We start from the raw sequence: 19,848 nt of genomic DNA on the forward strand, positions 1-19,848 counted from the left end.
AGTGTTCTGTGATCCGCGACCGCGATTACTTGGTCAGCACGAAACCCTTGAACTTGGGCGTGAACGCCTGCTCGATAAGCGCCTTTTGTTGCTCCTGGTGTTTGGCCAGGTAACCCACGGCAGGCGACGCCGAAGCCGCACGGCCGGCATAACCCAGCTTTTGGCCTTCGGACATATTCTCGTACAGGTGGTGCTGGATATAGAACCAAGAGCCTTGATTTTGCGGTTCGTCCTGGACCCAGATCACTTCGGTCGCCTTCGGATACTTGCGCAGTTCGGTTTCGAACGCCTTGTGAGCGAAGGGATAGAGCTGTTCGACGCGAACGATGGCGACATTGCTGGCTTCGCGCTCGCGACGGGCATTGACGAGGTCGTAATAAACCTTGCCCGAGCAAGCCAATACGCGCTTGACCGAGTTGGCCTTGATGCTCTCGTCCACTTCGCCGATAACCGGCCGGAAGCTCCCTCCCGCCAGATCCGACAGCGGCGAACCCGCATCCTTGTTACGCAGCAGCGACTTCGGCGTAAAGATCACCAAGGGCTTGCGGAACGGACGGATCATCTGGCGGCGCAGCAGATGGAAAATCTGCGAAGCCGAGGTCGGCTGAACGACCTGGATGTTGTTATCCGCGCACAGTTGCAGGAAACGCTCGATGCGGCCCGAGGAGTGCTCCGGACCCTGGCCTTCGTAGCCGTGCGGCAACATCATGGTCAGGCCCGATTGGCGGCCCCATTTGGCTTCGCCGGCGGTAATGAACTGGTCGATCACGACCTGAGCGCCGTTGACGAAGTCGCCGAACTGGGCTTCCCAGATGGTGAGCGTGTTGGGCTCGGCCGACGAGTAGCCGTATTCGAAAGCCAGTACGGCTTCTTCGGACAGCACGGAGTCGATGACGACGAAGGGAGCCTGACCTTCCGAGACGTTCTGCAGCGGGATGTAGGTGCCGTCGTTCCAGCGCTCGCGGTTCTGGTCGTGCAGCACTGCATGGCGGTGCGTGAACGTGCCACGGCCGGAGTCCTGACCGGTGATGCGCACCGCGTAACCCGAAGCCACCAGGGTTGCGAAAGCCAGATGCTCGCCCATGCCCCAATCGAGGTTTTGCTCGCCCTTGGCCATGTTGCGGCGGTCATTGAGCAGCTTGGCGACCAGCGGATGCACCGTGAAGCCTTCCGGCACGGTGGTGATGCGCTCGCCAATGCGCTTGAGCTCAGCCAGCGGCACAGCCGTGTCGGCTTGGTCGGTCCACTTGGCGCCCAGGAAGGCGGACCAGTCGATCGCGTACTTGCTCTTGTAGTCGGTCAGCACCGGCTCGATGGTGCGCTGACCATCTTCCATAAGCTGACGATAATCCTTGACCATTTGGTCGGCATCGCCCTCGGCCAGCACGCCTTGCGTGGTCAGCTTGTCGGCGTACAGCTTGCGGGTGCCCGGATGGTGGCCGATACGCTTGTACATCAGCGGCTGCGTAAGCGAGGGGGTATCCTGCTCGTTGTGACCCAGCTTACGGAAGCAGACGATGTCGAGAACGACGTCGTGGCGGAACTGCATGCGGTAGTCCAGCGCCAAGCGGGTGGCGAACACCACGGCTTCGGGATCATCGCCGTTAACGTGGAACACCGGAGCTTCGATCATCTTGACCACGTCGGTGCAGTACAGCGTCGAACGCGAGTCGCGCGGGTCCGAGGTGGTGAAGCCGATCTGGTTGTTGATGACGATGTGCAGCGTGCCGCCCGTGCCATAGCCTCGGGTCTGAGCCAGATTCAGGGTTTCCATGACAACGCCCTGGCCGGCGAAAGCCGCGTCACCATGCACCAACACCGGCAGAACCTGTTTGCCTTCTTGGTCGCCACGGCGCTCTTGACGGGCGCGGGCGCTACCTTCCACCACCGGATTGACGATTTCGAGGTGGGAAGGGTTAAAAGCCAGTGAGAGGTGGACCGGGCCGCCACGAGTCGAGATGTCGCTCGAGAAACCGTTGTGGTACTTCACGTCGCCATCAGTCAGGCCCTCGGCGTGCTTGCCTTCAAACTCAGCAAACAAATCACCAGGCATTTTGCCCATGATGTTGATCAGCAGGTTCAGACGGCCGCGGTGAGCCATGCCGACCACGATTTCCTGAACGCCCGCTTCACCGGCATGGTTGACCACTTCGTCCATCGAGGCGATGAAGCTCTCGCCGCCTTCCAGCGAAAAGCGCTTCTGACCGACGTACTTGGTGTGCAGGAAACGCTCCAGCCCTTCGGATTCCGTCAGTTGCTGGAGGATGTGGCGTTTTTCCTCGGGGGAGAACGCCGGGGCAGACAGCGTCGATTCCAGACGCTGCTGGATCCAGCGCTTGGCGGCCGGATCGGAGACGTACATGAACTCGGCGCCGATCGAACGGCAGTAGGTGTCACGCAAAGCCTTCAGGATGTCGCGCAGCGTCATGGTGCTGGCGGTCGTGAAGTAGGTGTTAGTGGCCGAGTAGGTTTGATCCAGATCCGCTTCGGTCAGACCATAAAAGGCCGGATCGAGCTCGGGGATCGGGGGGCGCTCCTGGCGCTTGAGCGGATCGAGATCGGCCCAGCGCGAACCCAGCGAACGGTAGGCAGCGATCAGGGACTGCACCGACACCTGTTTGGACGCCACCGACAGATCGGGCTCGGCGGCGCGTTGCACGAAAGCGTTGGCGCGGGCGCGCTGCGCGAACGACTCGACTACGGGAGCGTGCGCTTGATCGCGCGTCGTCTCCTGGCCATCGGTCGCAGGGGAATGCTGAAGTTGATCAAAGTAGGCGCGCCACTGATCTGGCACGGAACCGGGATTATCGAGATAAGCTTCGTAAAGCTCCTCGACGTAGGGAGCATTGCCCCCGAACAAATAAGAGGTAGAAAGGGATTCTGATTCCGTTGACATAATGTCGCTTCACCTTGGCGAGTGCCTCACTCGCAAACGATGCAGGAAAACCTTCCGCGACACGGGCTTCCCGATTGGCGGATAGCAGGGGCAGAAGGCACGTACAAGCAAGCCTCGAAAGCCGTATGGTCAGTATACTCCTTCGAGTTTGTCGCCGTCTCGCGGCAATTGCATGACAGAACACGAAACAGAACACGCAAGCCAGGCAAGACCGGCAGCTCCGGCCAAAATGCCTGCCCCAGCGCCTGCCCCAGGCCGAACGCAAGGGGCGCCAACGCCCCCTTTACGCGACCTCATGAGCGCATCCCGCGGCGCGGGTGTTACCGCAGCCGCCCGACACGTCAAGAGACCAGGATACGACGTCTGGCCTAAGCCGCCAAGCCCCCGCGTCCCAACACCCGCCGGCCAAACCCGATCACCACCAAAACAAAGACGATCAGCCCCAGCCATTGCGCCGTGGCGGCAAAACCCGGACCGACTACAGACAGCGGGTCATCCTGGCCGGAAGCGCCGATAACGGCAGCCATAAACACCCCGACCAGGCTTTCGCCCACGATCATCCCCGACGCGAGCAACACGCCACGCCGTCTGGCCGCCATCGAATACTCGGCCTCGGTCAGGCCTCGCGCCTGGGCCCGACGCTGCAGCATCCGCTCCAGCACCCAGGCCAGAATCGCCCCCACCACGATGGGCGCACTGATCGAGGGCGGCAAGTAAATGCCGATGCCGACGGCCAGAACGGGCAGACGGGCAACCTTGAACCGATGTTTGAGAACCTGATCAACCACAATCAGCCCCAGGCCTACCGCCACCCCGATCAAGATCATGAGCCAGTTGAGGTCTTTCAGGAAGATGCCGCTTGCAATCGCCAGCATCAGCGAGGCCTGTGGCGCGGACAGTGCCAGGTTAGGGTCCATGTCAGGCCTGGGCAATGCGCCAGCAAAGCCATAGGCGTTATAGAGCAGATCCAGCACCGGCGAGATGACTGCCGCGCCGACCAGACAGCCGATCAGCAGCGCCACCTGCTGCCGCCAGGGCGTCGCTCCTACGAGCCAGCCGGTTTTCAGATCCTGCAAATTGTCATTGGCAATGGAGGCGACGGCGATCACCGCCGTCGTGGTGAAAATGGCCAGCGCCGTCGCCAGCCTCAGCCCTCCGGGACTAGCCAACAGACCATCCGCGCGGTGCAGGGCGACCATCAACACCGACACCAGCACGATGGCAACGATGCCGATGCCGGAAATCGGGCTGGTCGAGGACCCGACCAGCCCGGCCATATAACCACAGGCCGCCGCCACCAGGAAGCCGAAAACAACGGCAAACAGCACGGCATAGCTCACCAGCGACCAGACCTGCCCCTGCGCGGCGGGCGCATCGGCCAGGAAGTTCGCGAACACCATCACCAGCGCCGCAACCATCACCAGTGTGAGCAGCGCGATCCACACGCCAGGCAAATCGCGTTCGGTGCGCGGGACCGCGCCGCTTGCACGCCCGCCCTCGGCCATGGCGCCGAACATACCCGCCAGGCCACGCATCATGGGCATAAACAGCAAAACCAGCGTCCAGACCGCCCCCACGCCGATCACGCCCGCGCCAATGAAGCGCACCTGCGTACTCCAGATATGGGTGCCGAACTCGGCCAGGCTTTGACCCGCGCTCGCTGCAGACTGAAGCGTCAGAATGGGCACGGCCACTCCCCAGGCGATGATCAGCCCGGTCAGCATGGCCAGGCCGGCTACGATGCCGATGAGGTAACCCGCCCCGAGCAAAGCGAGCGAAAAGCCCATGGGCAGGCGCAGCACCGCGCCCCCTATCGACCACCAGCCATTGACGGTCTCGCCTAAAACCCGCAGGCCGCTGGCCGCGAAACTGACCAGGGCGGCCACGCCGCCGCCGACAAGAATGTCACCCATACCCACGGATGCCCCCGGTGCTCCGCGGGCCTTATCCCCCACACGCAGGATCTCGGCCGCCGCCACTCCCTCCGGATAAGGCAGCGAACTCTTGACCACCATCAGATGGCGCAACGGAATGGAAAACATGACGCCCAGCATGCCGCCGGCCGCACAGATGAGCAGCGTCTGCCAGAACGGAAAGTTCTGCCAGTAGCCCAGCATGACCAGCGCGGGCAGGATGAAGATGACGGACGAAAGCGTCCCGGCCGCCGAGGCCTGAGTCTGCACCATATTATTTTCCAGGATGTTGGCACCCGGGAAAAAACGTAATACTGACATCGAGATCACAGCGGCCGGGATGGCTGATGAGAAGGTCAACCCCACCTTCAGACCCAAAAAGACATTGGACGCCGTAAAAATCACTGTGATGACCACGCCCAGCAAAACACCGCGCACAGTCAGTTCCGGCAAGGAACTCTCATCCGGAACCCGTAAACCCGCCACCATTCTCATCCTCCTTACTTGTCCGACATGGTCTTGCCGGTAACCCGCCATGGTAGATACCGCAGGCGGCCTGGGCTCCGGGGATACCCGTGAATCAGCAGATTCACCCGTCAAACCCGGAAATTTTCTCAGTTCATGCTGCGCGGCCGGGTTGGGCTGCGCAGCTTTCGGTCGCTCATGCTGATGACTCAGGGCTAGGATAATCATCATAATCCCTCGGAGACAGACATGCCCGCCATCTGCCCCACCGTCGACAGCGACGCCATCGAGACCGCTGAATGGCGCGATGCCCTGAGCTCCTTGTTGCATGCCGAGGGCGCCGAGCGGGCCACCCAGGTACTGCGCTGTCTGCTGGCCCATGCGGCCGATCTGGGCTTGCGGCTACCGCGCAACAGCCCCTATCTGAACACGATCGCCCGAACCGATGAGCCGGCCTTCCCGGGCGATCTCGCTCTGGAAGCACGTCTGGCTTGCATCAACCGCTGGAATGCCCTGGCGATGGTGGTGCGGGCCAACCAGGCCCATGGCGAGCTGGGCGGGCATATCGCCAGCTATGCCTCAGCGGCAGACTTGTTCGAGGTAGGCTTCAACCATTTCTTTCGCGCGGGCAGCGCCGAGGCGCCAGGCGACCTGATTTATATGCAGCCTCATTCGGCCCCCGGCATCTACGCCCGCGCCTATCTGGAGGGCTTTCTGGATGAAGAGGATCTAGCGCTTTTTCGACAGGAAATCAGCGCCCGCGCCCAAGGCCGACGGGGGCTGTCTTCCTATCCCCATCCCTGGTTGATGCCGGATTTCTGGCAGTTTCCGACAGGTTCGATGGGCATCGGCCCGATCAACGCCATCTATCAGGCGCGCTTCATGCGCTACCTGGAACATCGCGGCCTGTCGGTTCCGGCCGGACGCCGTGTCTGGGGTATTTTCGGCGATGGCGAGATGGATGAGCCGGAATCGGTCGCCGCTCTGACGCTGGCTGCCCGCGAAAAACTGGACAACCTGGTATTCGTCATCAACTGCAATCTGCAGCGGCTTGATGGACCGGTTCGTGGCAATGGCCGCATCATCGACGAACTGGAGACGCTGTACGATGGCGCAGGCTGGAATGTCATCAAACTGCTGTGGGGCGGGGACTGGGACCCCCTGCTCGCCCGGGATAGCGAAGGCGTCCTGGCGCAGGCCTTCCAGAATACCGTCGACGGTCAGTTCCAGACTTTCGCCGCCAAAGACGGCGCTTATAACCGCTCGCATTTCTTCGGCCAAAACCCGGCGCTGGCGACCTTGGTCGCCGATCTCGACGACGATGCCATCGACCGCCTGCGCCGCGGCGGCCACGACATGCAGAAAATCCACGCGGCCTACCACCGCGCAGTACGGCATCGCGGTCGGCCTACTGTCATCCTGGCACAGACTAAAAAGGGTTTCGGCATGGGCGAAACCGGCCAAGGCCGCATGACCACGCACCAACAGAAAAAACTTGATGACGAGGCGCTGCTGGCCTTCCGGGATCGTTTTGATTTGCCCATTTCCGACGACGACTGCCTGAACCTGCGTTTTTATCGTCCGCACGAAGACAGCCCGGAAATGCGCCATCTTCATGCGCGGCGTCAGGCGCTGGGCGGCTATCTGCCCCGCCGCAGGGCCGGCGATACCGCACTGTCCACGCCCGGCGCCGCCGAGTTCGCCGGTTTTGCTCTGCAAGCCGGTGGCAAAACAATGTCATCGACCATGGCCGTGGTGCGTATGCTGACGCAATTGCTCAAGCAGGCGCCGCTTGGTCCACGCGTGGTTCCCATCGTGGCCGACGAGGCGCGCACCTTCGGCATGGCGAATCTGTTTCGGCAGATTGGCATCTATTCCGCCCAGGGTCAGCTTTATGAGCCAGAGGATATCGGCTCGGTGCTTTCCTATCGTGAGGCCCGCGACGGCCAGATTCTCGAAGAAGGCATCACCGAGGCAGGCGCGATTTCCTCCTGGACGGCTGCAGGCAGCAGCTACTCTACCCACAACCTGCCCACCCTGCCCTGCTATATCTATTACTCGATGTTCGGCTTTCAGCGTATCGGCGACCTGATCTGGGCAGCCGCTGACCAGCGCTGTCGGGGTTTTTTGATCGGCGCCACCTCGGGACGCAGCACGCTGGGAGGTGAAGGTCTACAGCACCAGGACGGCAGCAGCCATCTGATCGCCGCCAGCGTGCCCAACTGCCGGGCCTACGACCCTGCCTATGCCTATGAGGTCGCCATTATCGTCGAGGCCGGCATGCAGCGGATGTTGCAGGCGCAACATGACGAGTTTTATTACCTGACTGTCACCAATGAAAACCTGGCGCAGCCCGACCTGCCAGCAGGCGCAAGCGAAGGCATTCTGCGTGGCATGCATCGTGTGCGCGCCGTGCCGCAACCCGCGCTGCGCCTGCTGGGCGCAGGCCCCATGCTGCCTGAATCTCTTGCCGCCGCCGCCTTGCTGGAGTCACGCCACGGCATCTACGCCGAAGTCTGGAGCGTGACGAGTTTCAGCGAACTAGCGCGCGACAGCCGCCGCGCCGAACGCGAGGCGGCGCTCGGCATGGAAAGCGCTCCCGCCTGGATCGCGCACTGCCTGCCTGACGCCTTGCCCACCGTAGCGGTCTCCGATTATGTGCGCGCAGTCCCGGACCAGATCAGCAACTGGGTGCCCGGCCCTTACCGCAGCCTGGGGACCGACGGGTTTGGGCGCAGCGACACACGCCAGCGACTGCGCGACTTTTTCGAGATCAGCGCCGAATGGATTGTGCTGCATGCGCTGGACCTGCTGGCCGCCCGCGATAAAACCTGGCAGACGGCCCTCCAGACACAGCGGCAAAACCTCACCGCTGCCTCGCGCAGGCTGCCTCCCTGGCGGGGCTGAGCGCGGCTGCGTTGCATTGCAACAATGTCGAGCCAAGCACGATTGAACGCTTTCTGTTGAAATATGCCGCTATTCCGAAACACGCGGCAGGGTCGGCTATGGCCGCAAGACCGTTTTTTCAGTTGGCGCTCTCGTAAAAGCAAAGGCAGTACCTCATGGACGAAACTTTCACCAAGCTGGCGTTGGACTACCACGCCTATCCCACCCCCGGCAAAATCTCCGTCACCCCGACCAAGACGCTGGCCAACCAGGATGACCTGTCGCTGGCCTACTCCCCCGGCGTGGCCGCAGCTTGCATGGCCATCTTCGACAAAGGCAACGAAGCCGCGTCGATGTACACCTCGCGCGCCAATCTGGTCGGCGTAATCACCAACGGCACTGCCGTGCTGGGCCTGGGCAACATCGGTCCGCTGGCGGCCAAGCCGGTCATGGAAGGCAAGGGCTGCTTGTTCAAGAAGTTCGCGGGTATCGATGTGTTCGATATCGAACTGGCTGAAAACGATCCCGACAAACTGGTCGACATCATCGCCGCGCTAGAGCCCACGCTGGGCGGCGTCAACCTCGAAGACATCAAAGCGCCGGAATGCTTCTACATCGAAAAGAAGCTGCGCGAGCGCATGAAGATTCCCGTCTTCCATGACGACCAGCACGGCACCGCCATCATCTCGGCCGCCGCCATCCTGAACGGCCTGAAAGTGGTCGGCAAGGAAATGGGCAACGTCAAGCTGGCCTGCTCCGGCGCCGGCGCCGCCGCCATCGCCTGCCTGGATCTACTGGTCCACCTTGGCATCAAGCGCGAAAACATCTACGTGGTGGATTCGCGCGGGGTGATCTGGGAAGGCCGCGACGAGAACATGGAGGCCAACAAGCGCCGTTATGCGCAGCAAACCGAGGCTCGCACGCTGGCTGATGTGGTCAAGGATGCCGACGTATTCTTGGGCTGCTCCACTGCTGGCGTGCTGACTGGCGAGATGGTCAAGACCATGGCGGTTTCGCCGCTGATTCTGGCTTTGGCCAATCCCGAACCGGAAATCCGCCCGGAAGTGGCCAAGGCCGCTCGCCCGGACTGCATTATTGCGACCGGCCGCTCCGACTATCCCAACCAGGTCAACAACGTCCTGTGCTTCCCCTTCATTTTCCGTGGCGCGCTGGATGTCGGCGCCACGCGCATCACTGAAGAAATGAAACTGGCCTGCGTGAAGGCCATCGCCGAGCTGGCCCAGGCCGAGCAAAACGACGAAGTCGCCCGCGCCTATGCAGGCCAGGAACTGACGTTCGGCCCGGAATACATCATTCCCAAGCCTTTCGATCCGCGCCTGATCGTCCAGATCGCGCCGGCCGTGGCCCAGGCTGCCGCCGAGTCCGGCGTGGCCAGCCGCCCCATCGAAGATCTTGATGCCTATCGCCAAAAGCTGATGGGCTTCGTGTACCACTCCGGTCAGCTGATGCGCCCGCTGTTCCGCCAGGCCAAGACCGCTCCCAAGCGCGTGGTTTACGCCGACGGTGAAGATGAGCGCGTGCTGCGCGCCGTGCAGGTCGTGGTCGACGAAAAACTCGCTTTCCCCATCCTGATCGGCCGCCCCGCAGTCATCGAGATGCGCATCAAGAAGTTCGGCCTGCGTCTTGCCGCAGGCCAGAACATCGAGATCGTCGATCCTGAGGACGATAGCCGCTACAACGACACCTGGCAGGCTTACTATCAGCTCCAAGCTCGCAACGGCGTCACGCCGACCGTGGCCAAGAGCATGATCCGCAAGCACAACACCCTCATCGGCGCTATGCTGCTTCGCCGTGGCGATGCCGACGCGCTGCTGTGCGGCGTGGCCAGCAAGTACGACAACCAGCTCAAGTACATCGATGAGGTCATTGGCACCAAACCTGGCCAGACCTTCGCCGCGCTCAATGTGCTGATGCTGCCCGACCAAACGCTGTTCGTCGCTGACACCCACGTCAACGAAAATCCGACGGCCGAAGAAGTCGCCAACATCACCATTCAGGCCGGTGAGGAAATGATGCGCTTTGGCGTAGTGCCCAAGATTGCACTGCTGTCGCACTCCAACTTCGGCAGCCGTCCGACCGAATCCTCGCGCAAGATGGCACTAGCCCGCCGCCTGGTCGCTGAACGCGCGCCGCATCTGGAAGTCGATGGTGAAATGCATGCCGACGCAGCACTGTCGGAAAAAATCCGCGTCCAGGCCTATCCTGACAGCTCGCTCAAGGGTCCGGCCAATCTGTTGGTGATGCCCAATCTGGATACCGGCAACATCACTTACAACATGCTCAAGATGACGGGCAGCAACGGCGTGAGCATGGGCCCCATCCTGCTGGGCGCAGCCCGTCCGGTGCACATCCTAACCACCAGCGCCACCGTGCGCCGCATCGTCAACATGACGGCGCTGGCCGTCGTGGACGCGCAGCAAGAGGCCGAAGTCAGCTAAAAACAACCGGGGTCCAGGCCCCGGCCGGTTTTCTCGACAAGCCCCTGGTTTTGCCAGGGGCTTGTTTTTATCCAAGGACGATGACGGCTGGCTCAGGCCGTCGGCAGCTTGCGCACCTCGGTGGCGGATGGCGGCAGCACTGCGCCCTTGGCATCTCGCACCGCCTTAAAAGGCACCGTCTGGCCGCTGCACCGGTCAATCAGAGCCGAGGGCGGCTCACCGGGCGCGAACCACTGACGCTCACCCCACTGACGCAAAGCCACGAACAAGGGAAACAACCGTTCGCCTTGCGGCGTCAACACATACTCTTGATAAGCCGTGCCATCGGAGGCCTAGGATGCCGGCCTCCACTAGCTTGCGCAGCCGGTCAGCGAGGATATTGCTCTGGGCCTGGTGGCCGTTGTCGCAGATGAAAACGTCCTTACTGGCGCTGGTGTTGGGCATTATCGTGCTCGAGCTCGGCGGGCAGGTTTTACACGTCACGAATCAAAGCCTGATTTTCCGAACCAGGCCAGAGGCCCATCGCCGGCTGGTGGGTCTGTATGTGCTGTTCTATGCCATTGACAGCGGCCTGGGCGTGCTGGCTGGAGCGGCATCTGCCTGCCGGGCGCGGCGGTCAGCGCCCCGGCCCTGATCTTCTGGGCCGGCACACGCCCCATTCCCTCAGCCCGAACAACGGCCGGCAGCCGTCTTACCCGGTAGCCAGTGATCAGACAGGCCGCTCTCGATTAGGCAATTACCTACACATATAGAAAAACAATCTCATCGACCGACAAGGCTCGGGCGCAGATCATTCTAGAGCTATCTGATCTCCCTGCCGCTCGCATCCGCTGCCTCATCGGCCGTAATGCGTAATAAATATTGAATACGAATCATTATTAGACGCAATGACTACTCAATCTTTTTCTGTGCGCACTGCAGCCCTCCCTCCGCAACGCCGCTTCAGCACGGCACTCCTCGCGCTGACGGTCTCGGCAAGCGCCCAGGCAGCCGACACGGCAGCACCCGCGCCTGCTCAGCTCGCCCCCATCGACGTCACCGAGCGGGCGCAACCCGGTGTCAAAACGGATCACTCCGCCTCACCCAAATACGTACAACCTTTGCTGGATATACCTCAAACCATCAATATCATCCCCCAAAGTCTGTTGCGCGAACAAAACGACAACAGTTTGCGCGAAGCATTGTCCAACGTCTCCGGTATCACTTTCAACGCGGGCGAAGGTGGCGGCGGATCGGGCGACAACATCAACATCCGGGGCTTTAATGCCAGCACCGATATTCAGGTCGACGGCCTGCGCGACACCGGGCAGACCTATCGCAGCGACCTCTTCAACATGGAGTCGGTAGAAGTCATCAAGGGCCCGAACTCGGTGTTCGGCGGCGCAGGAACGACAGGCGGCAACATCAACCTGATCAGCAAGCGTCCTCTCAATGAGGACTTTATCCGCGCTGACACTGCCTTGGGCAGCGATCGTTACCGGCGAGTCACGCTGGATGCCAATCAAACCTTGCCCGGCTCGGCGGCGGCGTGGCGCCTGAACCTCATGGCGCACGGCAACGATGTCCCGGGTCGGCCTCGTGTGGACCGCAAGCGTTGGGGCATCGCACCGTCCATGACGCTGGGCGCGGGCGGCGCCACGCAATGGACACTCAGTTACTCCTTCCAGACCGACCACAATCTGCCCGACTACGGCGTCCCCGCGCGCAACGGGGCGCCGCTGGCAGGGCGGAATGCCTATTTCGGATGGCGCAATCTAGACCGCGAAAATGTGGACTCTCATGTCGCCACCTCAGACATCCAGCATCGTTTCGACTCCGGGCTCATCCTGCAAAACCTGACGCGCTATTCCAAACTAGAACGCGACACCGTCATTTCCGCAGCTCACATCAACATCCGCGGACTGCCAGTCGGTTACTACAAACCAGCCGGTCCGCAAGCCTATGGGCGGGACTCGTTCAACACCCTGGCAGCCAATCAAACCAATCTGCGCACGCGATTCGAATTGCTAGGCATGACACATCAAATGGTGGCTGGCATTGAGCTTTCTGACGAAACCTATCATCGTAAAACCTATGGCTATGGCATCGCCAGCCACTACCCCGCTGGCGGCTATCCCCTGGCTCGGCCGCCCGGACACTGGACGGGGCCCACGCAGCGCAAGACCAGCAGCAAGGACCACGCCTCGCTGCAAACCCGCGCGCTTTACCTCATGGACAACATCTCAGTGTCGCCCCAATGGGATATCGGTGTGGGTCTGCGTCACGACTGGGTCAGGGGCGCGCTACACAGCATGCCCGTCAACGGTGCCGAACGTCGCCTCAAGACAAACGACCGCGCGCTCAGCGGACGCGGCTCACTCACCTACAAACCCACCGAAGCTGGCCGCATCTACCTCGCCTATGGCAATTCTTTCAATCCGTCGGCCGAATGGCTAGTCACCACAGGACGGGGCGTCACTGCGGCCAATCAAGGCCTGGCCCCGGAACGCAATCACAGCTGGGAACTGGGCAGCAAATGGGAGTTGATCGAGCGCCAACTGGCCGTCAACGCCGCGCTGTTTCAAGTCACAAAACAGAACGCCCGCGAGACCCAGACAGATGGCAGCACCACCTTGAGCGGTAAACAACGGGTGCGCGGTCTGGAGCTCGGCGTTGCGGGCAAGCTGACACCGCAATGGGAAATCTACGCCAACTACACCTATCTAGACAGCAAGACGCTCAAGTTCGCCTCGAGACCTGGCCAGGAAGGCCGGCCGCTGGGCAATACCCCGCGCCATAGCGCAAGTCTTTGGAACACCTATACCTGGCATTCCGGCTGGCGGGCGGGTTATGGGCTGCGCGCCATAGGCAAGCGAGCCGTGAGCTCGTCAGGTGGTGGAGAACTGCCTGGCTACATCGTCCACAGCATGATGGTGGCTTACCAGGTTAACCGCAATCTCGGCCTGCAATTGAATATCGACAACCTCACCGACAAGGTATTTATCGAACGCGTGCGACAGAACGCAGGTAGTGATGCCCGCTCCTCTGCGATCGAATACGGTAGCGGGCGGTCGGCGATACTGAGCGCTTCCTGGCGCTACTGAAATGCTGCTGCATATCCCCGAAGTGCTTGCGGCCAACTTCGCACAGCACAGCCTGCGGGCGCTGCAAGGCGCCGACTGGATAGACGGCGCGCAGACCGCCGGCTTTCAGTCGGCGCAAGTCAAGCGCAACCGGCAGCTACCCGCCGACAGCCCGATCGGGCTGCAAATTGCCGCCGAAATCGAACGGGCGCTAATGCGCATGCCGCTCTTTCTCTCAGGTGCGCTGCCAACGCGCATCTTCCCGCCCCTGTTCAACCGCTACGCCGAAGGAGACGGCTTTGGCATTCATGTTGATAATGCCATCCGCTACCCACCCGGCGAATCGCGCGGGGTGCGCACCGATCTATCGGCCACGTTGTTTCTCAGCCCGCCTGACACCTATGATGGCGGTGAGCTGATCATCCAAGACAGCTATGGCGAGCATCGCGTGAAGCTGCCGGCCGGTGACATGGTGCTCTACCCTGCCGGCAGCCTGCACCGCGTCACGGCCGTCACACGAGGCGAGCGCATCGCGGCCTTCTTCTGGATACAAAGCCTGGTGCGAGATGACGGTCAGCGGTCCTTGCTGTTCGAACTCGATGGTGCGATTCAAGACGCTGCTCAAGAGCTGGGCGTCGGCGCCCCCAGTGTCGTCACATTGACGGGCGTCTATCACAATCTGCTGCGCCGCTGGGCCAGCCCATAAACGCTCTGCAACGCCAAATCCTTATGCCGCGGTTGACGGTTTTCAGGTAAAAACGCGCATGGCCGGCATACGCCGGCCCCTGACCATAAGGAGGTACCCATGTTGCAAGACGCTCTGCTCGCTTGGCTGCACTATGTCGCCATCTTTCTCGTCGTCGTGTTGCTCACCGCCGAGTCTGTGCTGCTGCGTCCTTCGCTTAATAGCGAGACTATCGCCCGCTTGATCCGCTATGACCGCTTCTACCTGCTGGCCGCGCTGCTGGCTCTGGTGAGCGGTGTGCTGCGCTTTGCTTTCGGCGCCAAAGGCGGATTGTTCTATATGATCAATCCGTGGTTTCACGCCAAGATCACGCTATTTGTCATTATCGGGCTCTGTTCGATCAAACCCACGCTGCACTACCTGCGCTGGCGCGACAACGCCACCGGCCATGATGGCACGCCGCCTTCGCCCGAGCAGGTCAAAAGCGTGCGCCGTTGGGTCATGATCGAAGCCCACCTTCTCATTCTGATGCTGCTGTTCGCCACCTTGATGGCCGGCGGTGTCAGTTTTTGAATAGGCCCATGCCTCGATGAGCCCTCCTTGTCGAGGGCTCATCAAGCTTTAGCCTAGTACTGCCGCCACGCTGTTTTCACCGATAGCCAAACCTACTGTCATGCCCACGCCTGAATGCATGAGGGCGACGGTGGTATGCGCATCGGCCTGCAACACCGAATACGGCGCCGGACCATGCGCGCCGTACACACCCTGCCAGCGCTCCAGCACACGCAGGCGCGCTCCCAGAGCCTGTTGAGCCAGCGCAATCAGCGCTTCATCGACCGCTTCATCATTGAAGGGCGGCGCATCCACCCCATAGCGATGGGAATCCCCGACGATCAGCTCGCCATAAGGCGTGGGACTGATAAGCAGATGTATGCCCTCACGCATCAGAAAGGGGCTGCGTGCTTCGAAGATCTGCCGCAGGCGCTGCGCACTCGGGAGATCGGAGAACGCGCCGTAATGCACGCAGGATAGGCCCGTCAATAAAGGCATATCTAAGGCGAACCCATGCTCGGCGAAAGCCAGCCGCAGCATCTGCAAACGCGTGGCTTCCAGCTTCAAGGGCTCAAACAGTTCAGGCCACAAGGTCAGATAATCATGTCCAGGACAGACAAAAACGTGGCGCGCTCGCAAGACACCCGCCGAGGTGTGCACCTCACCGCCTTCGGCGCGACGCGCCAGCGTGCCATTGATCATGGCAACGCCCAGATCCTGGGCAAGGTGACGGGTAATGGCGGGCAAGGCTTCGCGCGAGTAGATCTGCAAATCGTCGCTGCCGCGCAGGGCGGCGCAATGATGATCCAGCCGCCCGCCGTAATAGGCGCCGAGCTCACGGCCGGTCAGCAGTTGCGCGGCATAACCTTCGGCCTGCATTCTTGCGCTGGCGAACTCTTCCAGCACATCGCGCTCGTGCGCATTGCGGGCCAGCACCAGGCAGCCATTGCTGCGCACATGAAAGCCCGCCCTGCCGGCCAGTTCGAGCCACAGGGCGCGCGTTTGACGCGCCAGCCCCGCCATTTCGCCCGGCGCCTGGCCAGTCACCAGCACCTGCCCAAAATTACGTATGGTGGCGCCGTGCGCCTGAACGGCGCGCTCCACCACCGCTACCGACAGCCCTCGCCGGGCGCAAGCCCAGGCGTGGGCCATGCCCAACATTCCACCACCGACGACGACGACATCAAAGGTTTTCATTGCGAGTTCTCATCTAAGCATAGGGCGGGTGCAGCGCTGGCCGCACCCGCCCCGATTCCTGCGACCTGCCTGCTTACTTCTTGGGCTCCGACTTGCTGTCGTAGCGCTTGGTCCACTCAGCGATGATGGGATCGCGATGGGTGGCGGCCCACACGAAGTCATTCTTGATCATGCGCGAAGCCAGATCGCTCGGCAGATTGGGGTTCGACGTCGCAACCGACGGGATGGCCAGAACGGCGAAATTGGCCTTATACAGTTCGTTGGCGGCACGGCTGGCGGAGAAGTCAGCGACCTTGCGCGCCGCCTCAGGGTTCTTGGTGCCCTTCACGATGGCGGTGGCTTCGACTTCCCAGCCCAGGCCTTCCGACGGGAAGATGGGTTCGATCGGAGCGCCATCGGCCTTCAGCTTGGCGGCTCGATAATCAAACGACACGCCAATCGGGAACTCGCCCGAAGCAGCCAGATTGCAGGGTTTGGAACCCGAGTGCGTATAGCTGCCGATGTTCTTATGCAGGGCATCCATATAGGCCCAGCCCTTTTCTTCGCCAAACAGTTGCAGCCAGGCGCTGACATCCAGGAAGCCGGTGCCCGAAGAGGCCGGGTTGGGCATCACGATTTTGCCGGCATATTCCGGACGGGTCAGATCTTGCCAGCTCTTGGGCACGGGCAGGTTTTGCTTCTTGGCTTCGATGGTGTTGAAGCAAATGGCCGAGGCGAAGGCATCCATGCCGACCCAGGCGGGCACGGGCTTGGCATCACGCATATTGGGAGCGATCTGGTCCAGGCCCTTGGGTGCATAGGGTTCCAGCATGCCTTCCTTGTCCATCAGGCCCAGCGAGGTGCCAGCCAGACCCCAAATAACGTCAGCCTTGGGGTTGTTTTTTTCGGCCAGCAGCTTGGCGGTAATGATGCCGGTAGAGTCACGCACCCATTGAATCTTGATATCGGGGTACTCGCGCTCGAAAGCGGCCTGGTAGGCCTTGATCTGATCCGCTTCCAGCGCGGTGTAAACGGTCAGCGTGGTTTGCTGCGCCATCGCGGGCGCGGCAGCCAGGGCGAGCAGGCCGACGAAACGGCGCGCGAGCAGGTGAAACTTGGGCATGGTTCAACTCCGGTGTGAAGTACGAAGGGGGAGGGAGAAAGAGCGAGAGAAACTCAGGGTCGTTCGGCGCTTGCCAGGCGTGCTTCGATGTCGCTAAGCACACTCGGGAGATCGGCTATCGTGTCAATGAAGTAATGCGGTTCAGCACTGGCAAAGGCTTGACGCGCACGAGCACGGGCGGCTTCGCGCCCGACCTCGTCCAGGGCCTGATACGCATCCCGCGTCAAGCCGGCGGCATTGCCCGAGAGCAACAGCCCCACCGACCACATGCCGGCGCGGCGCCCCTCTTCGATGCCCACGCCGGTGTCGTCCACTTTCACGCAAGCGGCGACATCTGCCACGCCCAGCTCAACGGCATTTTTCAGCGCCATCGCCGGTGCGGGGCGCGCGCGCGGTACCTGGTCACTGGCCACAACCGTAGCGATTTCAAGCCCGCCTGCCAGAGCCCGCTCCAGCACGCGACGCATGACCGAGGCCGGATACCCGGAGCAAGAGCCGACCTTCAAGCCACGCTCGCGGATTTCCCGAAGGGTCTGCAGTGCACCCGGAATCACGTCGGAATACTCAGCGACCTTCTCCAGTTGCATGGGCAGAAAACGCTCGTAAATTGCCGTCACCGCCGCGTCATCCGGCAGGGCGCCAAAGCGCTCTTGATACTGGCTCGCGATGCCCGGATCGTCACACAAGGCGCGGATGTGATCCCACTTTCCCATGCCCATCGGGCCGCGCGCCTGCTCCAGCGTCAGTGCGACGCCGAACTGTGCAAAGGCTTCGACGAACACACGCGTCGGAGCAAAAGACCCGAAATCGACCAGCGTGCCGGCCCAGTCAAAGATCACGGCTTCAAGCCGCACAGGAAGTGCGTTCATGGCATATCCAGAAAAAAAGAAAGGCATTGAAATCAATCTTGCGGCGCCATGCGCCAGTTCTGCGTGCGGCGCAGGAGCGCCCGGCTGGCCGCATGCAGGAGCAGCGACACCGCGGCGGAGGTCGCCATGATGACCGTGCACATTGCCGCTGCCGGACCGATAAAGCCGGCGTCGTCCATGTTCAGCACGGCAACGGCGGACAGCACGGTTGAAGGGCTGTAGAGGAATACGACGGCCGACACAGTGGTCATGGCGGAAACAAACAGGTAGCGCGAGGTCGCCAACACGGCCGGCAGGCACAGCGGCAGCGTCACACGCCAGAAGGTGATCAGGGCAGGCACCTTAAGCGCTGCCGACGCCGCCTCGAACTCGGGATCGAGCGCGCTGAGCGCGGTCACTGCCGTCAAATGCGCACTGGTATAGAAATGCACGATCGTGCAAATGACTAGCAAGGCCATCGTGCCGTACAGGCCGTTGAGCGGATTGTCCGGGCTATTGAAGAAGAAGATGTAGCCCAGCCCCAACACCAGGCCCGGCACCGCCATTGGCGTAAGCGCCAGCAAACTCACGACAGCGCGCAGGGGCCGCGCGACACCGCGAGCCGAAAGTTTTTCCACCATCCAAGCGCCGCCAAACACTAGCGCCGTACCGATCACGGCTGTCAGCGTGGCCAGCGTGATGCTGTTGCGCCAGGCCAGCCAGCCGCCGCCATCCATATTGTCGAAGTCGTACGAGCGCAGCGACATCGACAGGTTGTACGGCCACATCTTGATGAAGGAAGCCCAGACCGCCACACCCACGAGCAATGCCAACAGGAAAGCGATGACGCCACTCGCCAAAAGGAAAGCCATGTCGCGCACACGATGCACGCCCGGCTCATAGCGCTGCGAGCGCCCTGTCATGCCAGCGCCCTGACGCGTGCGCAAATGGCGGTCCAGCAAAAAAGTCAATACGGCCGGCAATAGCAGCATCAAACCAATGGCCGCACCCTTGGAGAAGTTCTGCTGCCCAACCACCGCCTTATAGGCCTCCACGGCCAGTACGTTGTAATCACCACCGATCACCTTGGGCACGCCGAAGTCGGTCACCGTGAGGGTGAACACCAGGCAGCAGGCAGAAAAAACGGCATAGCGCGTACCCGGCAGGGTGACGGTAAGAAAGGTTCGCAGATGACCCGCTCCCATGGCGCGGGCCGCATCGTACAAACGCCCATCCGCAAGCGTCAGGCCGGTCACCAGAATCAGCAAGGCGTGAGGAAAGGTGTAGAACGCCTCGCCGATCACAATGCCCCAAAAACCGTAGATCGTCGCCCCGCCGGTCCAGGCTTTCAGCAGGCCCTGATTCCCCAGCAGATAGATTAAGGAAATCCCCGGCAGCAGCGACGGCGCCAGCAAAGGCAGCAAGGCCAGCATACGCAGCGCGCCCTTGAAGGGCAGTTGGGTGCGGGTCAGCCCATAGGCATAGCAATATGCGCAGGGCACCACTAGCGCGACGGTCACGACGCCCACTGTCAGGCTACGCCCGACCATGGCGAGAAACTCGCCCTGAAAAACAATAGCGCGTAGCAGCGCCAGCCCGCCCTGCTCGCCGGTGATGGCACGCACCAAAATGGCGATCAACGGTAAGGCCAGAAACACGATCAGCGCCAAGGCATAGCCACCCTGCCCACCCAGCGTGGCCCACCGGCCCAGCCAGCCCGGCAGACGTTTGCGTGAAGGTAGGCGGGCGCACATAGCAGGCGGGGTTTCAACAGACATGGCAG

General features: G+C 61.8%; 12 protein-coding genes and 1 pseudogene. 6 read left to right on the forward strand and 7 right to left on the reverse strand.

Going from position 1 to position 19,848, the window contains the following annotated elements; translation table 11 throughout:
* Positions 1-25 precede the first annotated feature (25 nt).
* Entirely contained in the window at positions 26-2,896 is a 2,871-nt protein-coding gene (locus U0029_RS11395; protein WP_012416885.1) for a 2-oxoglutarate dehydrogenase E1 component, read from the reverse strand.
* A gap of 368 nt (positions 2,897-3,264) precedes the next feature.
* A complete protein-coding gene (locus tag U0029_RS11400; RefSeq protein ID WP_012416884.1) occupies positions 3,265-5,298 on the reverse strand; it encodes an OPT family oligopeptide transporter in 2,034 nt (677 codons plus the stop codon).
* A gap of 225 nt (positions 5,299-5,523) precedes the next feature.
* On the opposite strand from U0029_RS11400, the gene mdeB reads away from it, so the two are divergent.
* Positions 5,524-8,181 (forward strand): alpha-ketoglutarate dehydrogenase, encoded by a 2,658-nt coding sequence (mdeB, locus tag U0029_RS11405; RefSeq protein WP_114851845.1) that lies wholly within the window; start codon positions 5,524-5,526, stop codon positions 8,179-8,181.
* Positions 8,182-8,336: 155 nt separating this feature from the next.
* Positions 8,337-10,619 (forward strand): NADP-dependent malic enzyme, encoded by a 2,283-nt coding sequence (locus U0029_RS11410; RefSeq protein WP_114851844.1) that lies wholly within the window; start codon positions 8,337-8,339, stop codon positions 10,617-10,619.
* Positions 10,620-10,711: 92 nt separating this feature from the next.
* Here the strand turns inward: U0029_RS11410 and U0029_RS11415 are convergent, their stop codons facing one another.
* Entirely contained in the window at positions 10,712-10,921 is a 210-nt protein-coding gene (locus U0029_RS11415) for a hypothetical protein (RefSeq protein ID WP_115600718.1), read from the reverse strand.
* 74 nt (positions 10,922-10,995) lie between these two features.
* On the opposite strand from U0029_RS11415, the pseudogene U0029_RS11420 reads away from it, so the two are divergent.
* The 4 genes and pseudogenes from U0029_RS11420 to U0029_RS11435 form a co-directional block, all read left to right on the forward strand.
* Positions 10,996-11,321, forward strand: a pseudogene (locus U0029_RS11420) (MFS transporter); the annotation flags it as partial.
* 185 nt (positions 11,322-11,506) lie between these two features.
* Positions 11,507-13,702, forward strand: a complete 2,196-nt coding sequence (locus U0029_RS11425; RefSeq protein ID WP_114851842.1) for a TonB-dependent receptor — start codon at positions 11,507-11,509, stop codon at positions 13,700-13,702.
* Position 13,703: 1 nt separating this feature from the next.
* A complete protein-coding gene (locus tag U0029_RS11430) occupies positions 13,704-14,387 on the forward strand; it encodes a Fe2+-dependent dioxygenase (RefSeq protein ID WP_012416878.1) in 684 nt (227 codons plus the stop codon).
* 99 nt (positions 14,388-14,486) lie between these two features.
* Positions 14,487-14,939: a DUF2214 family protein gene (locus U0029_RS11435; RefSeq protein ID WP_114851841.1), complete on the forward strand. Its 453-nt coding sequence runs from the start codon at positions 14,487-14,489 to the stop codon at positions 14,937-14,939.
* Between the two features lie 48 nt (positions 14,940-14,987).
* On the opposite strand, the gene U0029_RS11440 is transcribed toward U0029_RS11435, so the two are convergent.
* The 4 genes from U0029_RS11440 to U0029_RS11455 all read right to left on the reverse strand — a co-directional run bounded on the left by U0029_RS11440 (position 14,988) and on the right by U0029_RS11455 (position 19,843).
* Complete coding sequence (locus tag U0029_RS11440) at positions 14,988-16,115, reverse strand: TIGR03364 family FAD-dependent oxidoreductase (protein ID WP_012416876.1); 1,128 nt, start codon at positions 16,113-16,115, stop codon at positions 14,988-14,990.
* Positions 16,116-16,188: 73 nt separating this feature from the next.
* Positions 16,189-17,151, reverse strand: coding sequence for a putative 2-aminoethylphosphonate ABC transporter substrate-binding protein (locus U0029_RS11445; protein ID WP_231838679.1), 963 nt, complete (start codon positions 17,149-17,151; stop codon positions 16,189-16,191).
* A 119-nt stretch (positions 17,152-17,270) separates the two neighbouring features.
* Positions 17,271-18,113 (reverse strand): phosphonoacetaldehyde hydrolase, encoded by an 843-nt coding sequence (gene phnX / locus U0029_RS11450; RefSeq protein ID WP_012416874.1) that lies wholly within the window; start codon positions 18,111-18,113, stop codon positions 17,271-17,273.
* A 5-nt stretch (positions 18,114-18,118) separates the two neighbouring features.
* The gene (locus U0029_RS11455) at positions 18,119-19,843 is read right to left on the reverse strand and encodes a putative 2-aminoethylphosphonate ABC transporter permease subunit (protein ID WP_169507408.1); all 1,725 of its coding nucleotides are present in this window, start codon (positions 19,841-19,843) and stop codon (positions 18,119-18,121) included.
* Between the last annotated feature and the right edge of the window lie 5 nt (positions 19,844-19,848).

Source organism: Bordetella avium (assembly GCF_034424645.1).
Taxonomy (GTDB): Bacteria; Pseudomonadota; Gammaproteobacteria; order Burkholderiales; family Burkholderiaceae_B; genus Bordetella; species Bordetella avium.

Bases quoted from the DNA above. Each gene is read 5' to 3' on its own strand.
- U0029_RS11445 (WP_231838679.1), bottom strand. From the start codon at position 17,151: ATGGCGCAGCAAACCACGCTGACCGTTTACACCGCGCTGGAAGCGGAT.
- U0029_RS11425 (WP_114851842.1), top strand. From the start codon at position 11,507: ATGACTACTCAATCTTTTTCTGTGCGCACTGCAGCCCTCCCTCCGCAA.
- U0029_RS11400 (WP_012416884.1), bottom strand. From the start codon at position 5,298: ATGGTGGCGGGTTTACGGGTTCCGGATGAGAGTTCCTTGCCGGAACTG.
- U0029_RS11395 (WP_012416885.1), bottom strand. From the start codon at position 2,896: ATGTCAACGGAATCAGAATCCCTTTCTACCTCTTATTTGTTCGGGGGC.
- mdeB (WP_114851845.1), top strand. From the start codon at position 5,524: ATGCCCGCCATCTGCCCCACCGTCGACAGCGACGCCATCGAGACCGCT.
- U0029_RS11435 (WP_114851841.1), top strand. From the start codon at position 14,487: ATGTTGCAAGACGCTCTGCTCGCTTGGCTGCACTATGTCGCCATCTTT.
- U0029_RS11430 (WP_012416878.1), top strand. From the start codon at position 13,704: ATGCTGCTGCATATCCCCGAAGTGCTTGCGGCCAACTTCGCACAGCAC.
- U0029_RS11440 (WP_012416876.1), bottom strand. From the start codon at position 16,115: ATGAAAACCTTTGATGTCGTCGTCGTCGGTGGTGGAATGTTGGGCATG.
- U0029_RS11410 (WP_114851844.1), top strand. From the start codon at position 8,337: ATGGACGAAACTTTCACCAAGCTGGCGTTGGACTACCACGCCTATCCC.
- phnX (WP_012416874.1), bottom strand. From the start codon at position 18,113: ATGCCTTTCTTTTTTTCTGGATATGCCATGAACGCACTTCCTGTGCGG.
- U0029_RS11455 (WP_169507408.1), bottom strand. From the start codon at position 19,843: ATGTCTGTTGAAACCCCGCCTGCTATGTGCGCCCGCCTACCTTCACGC.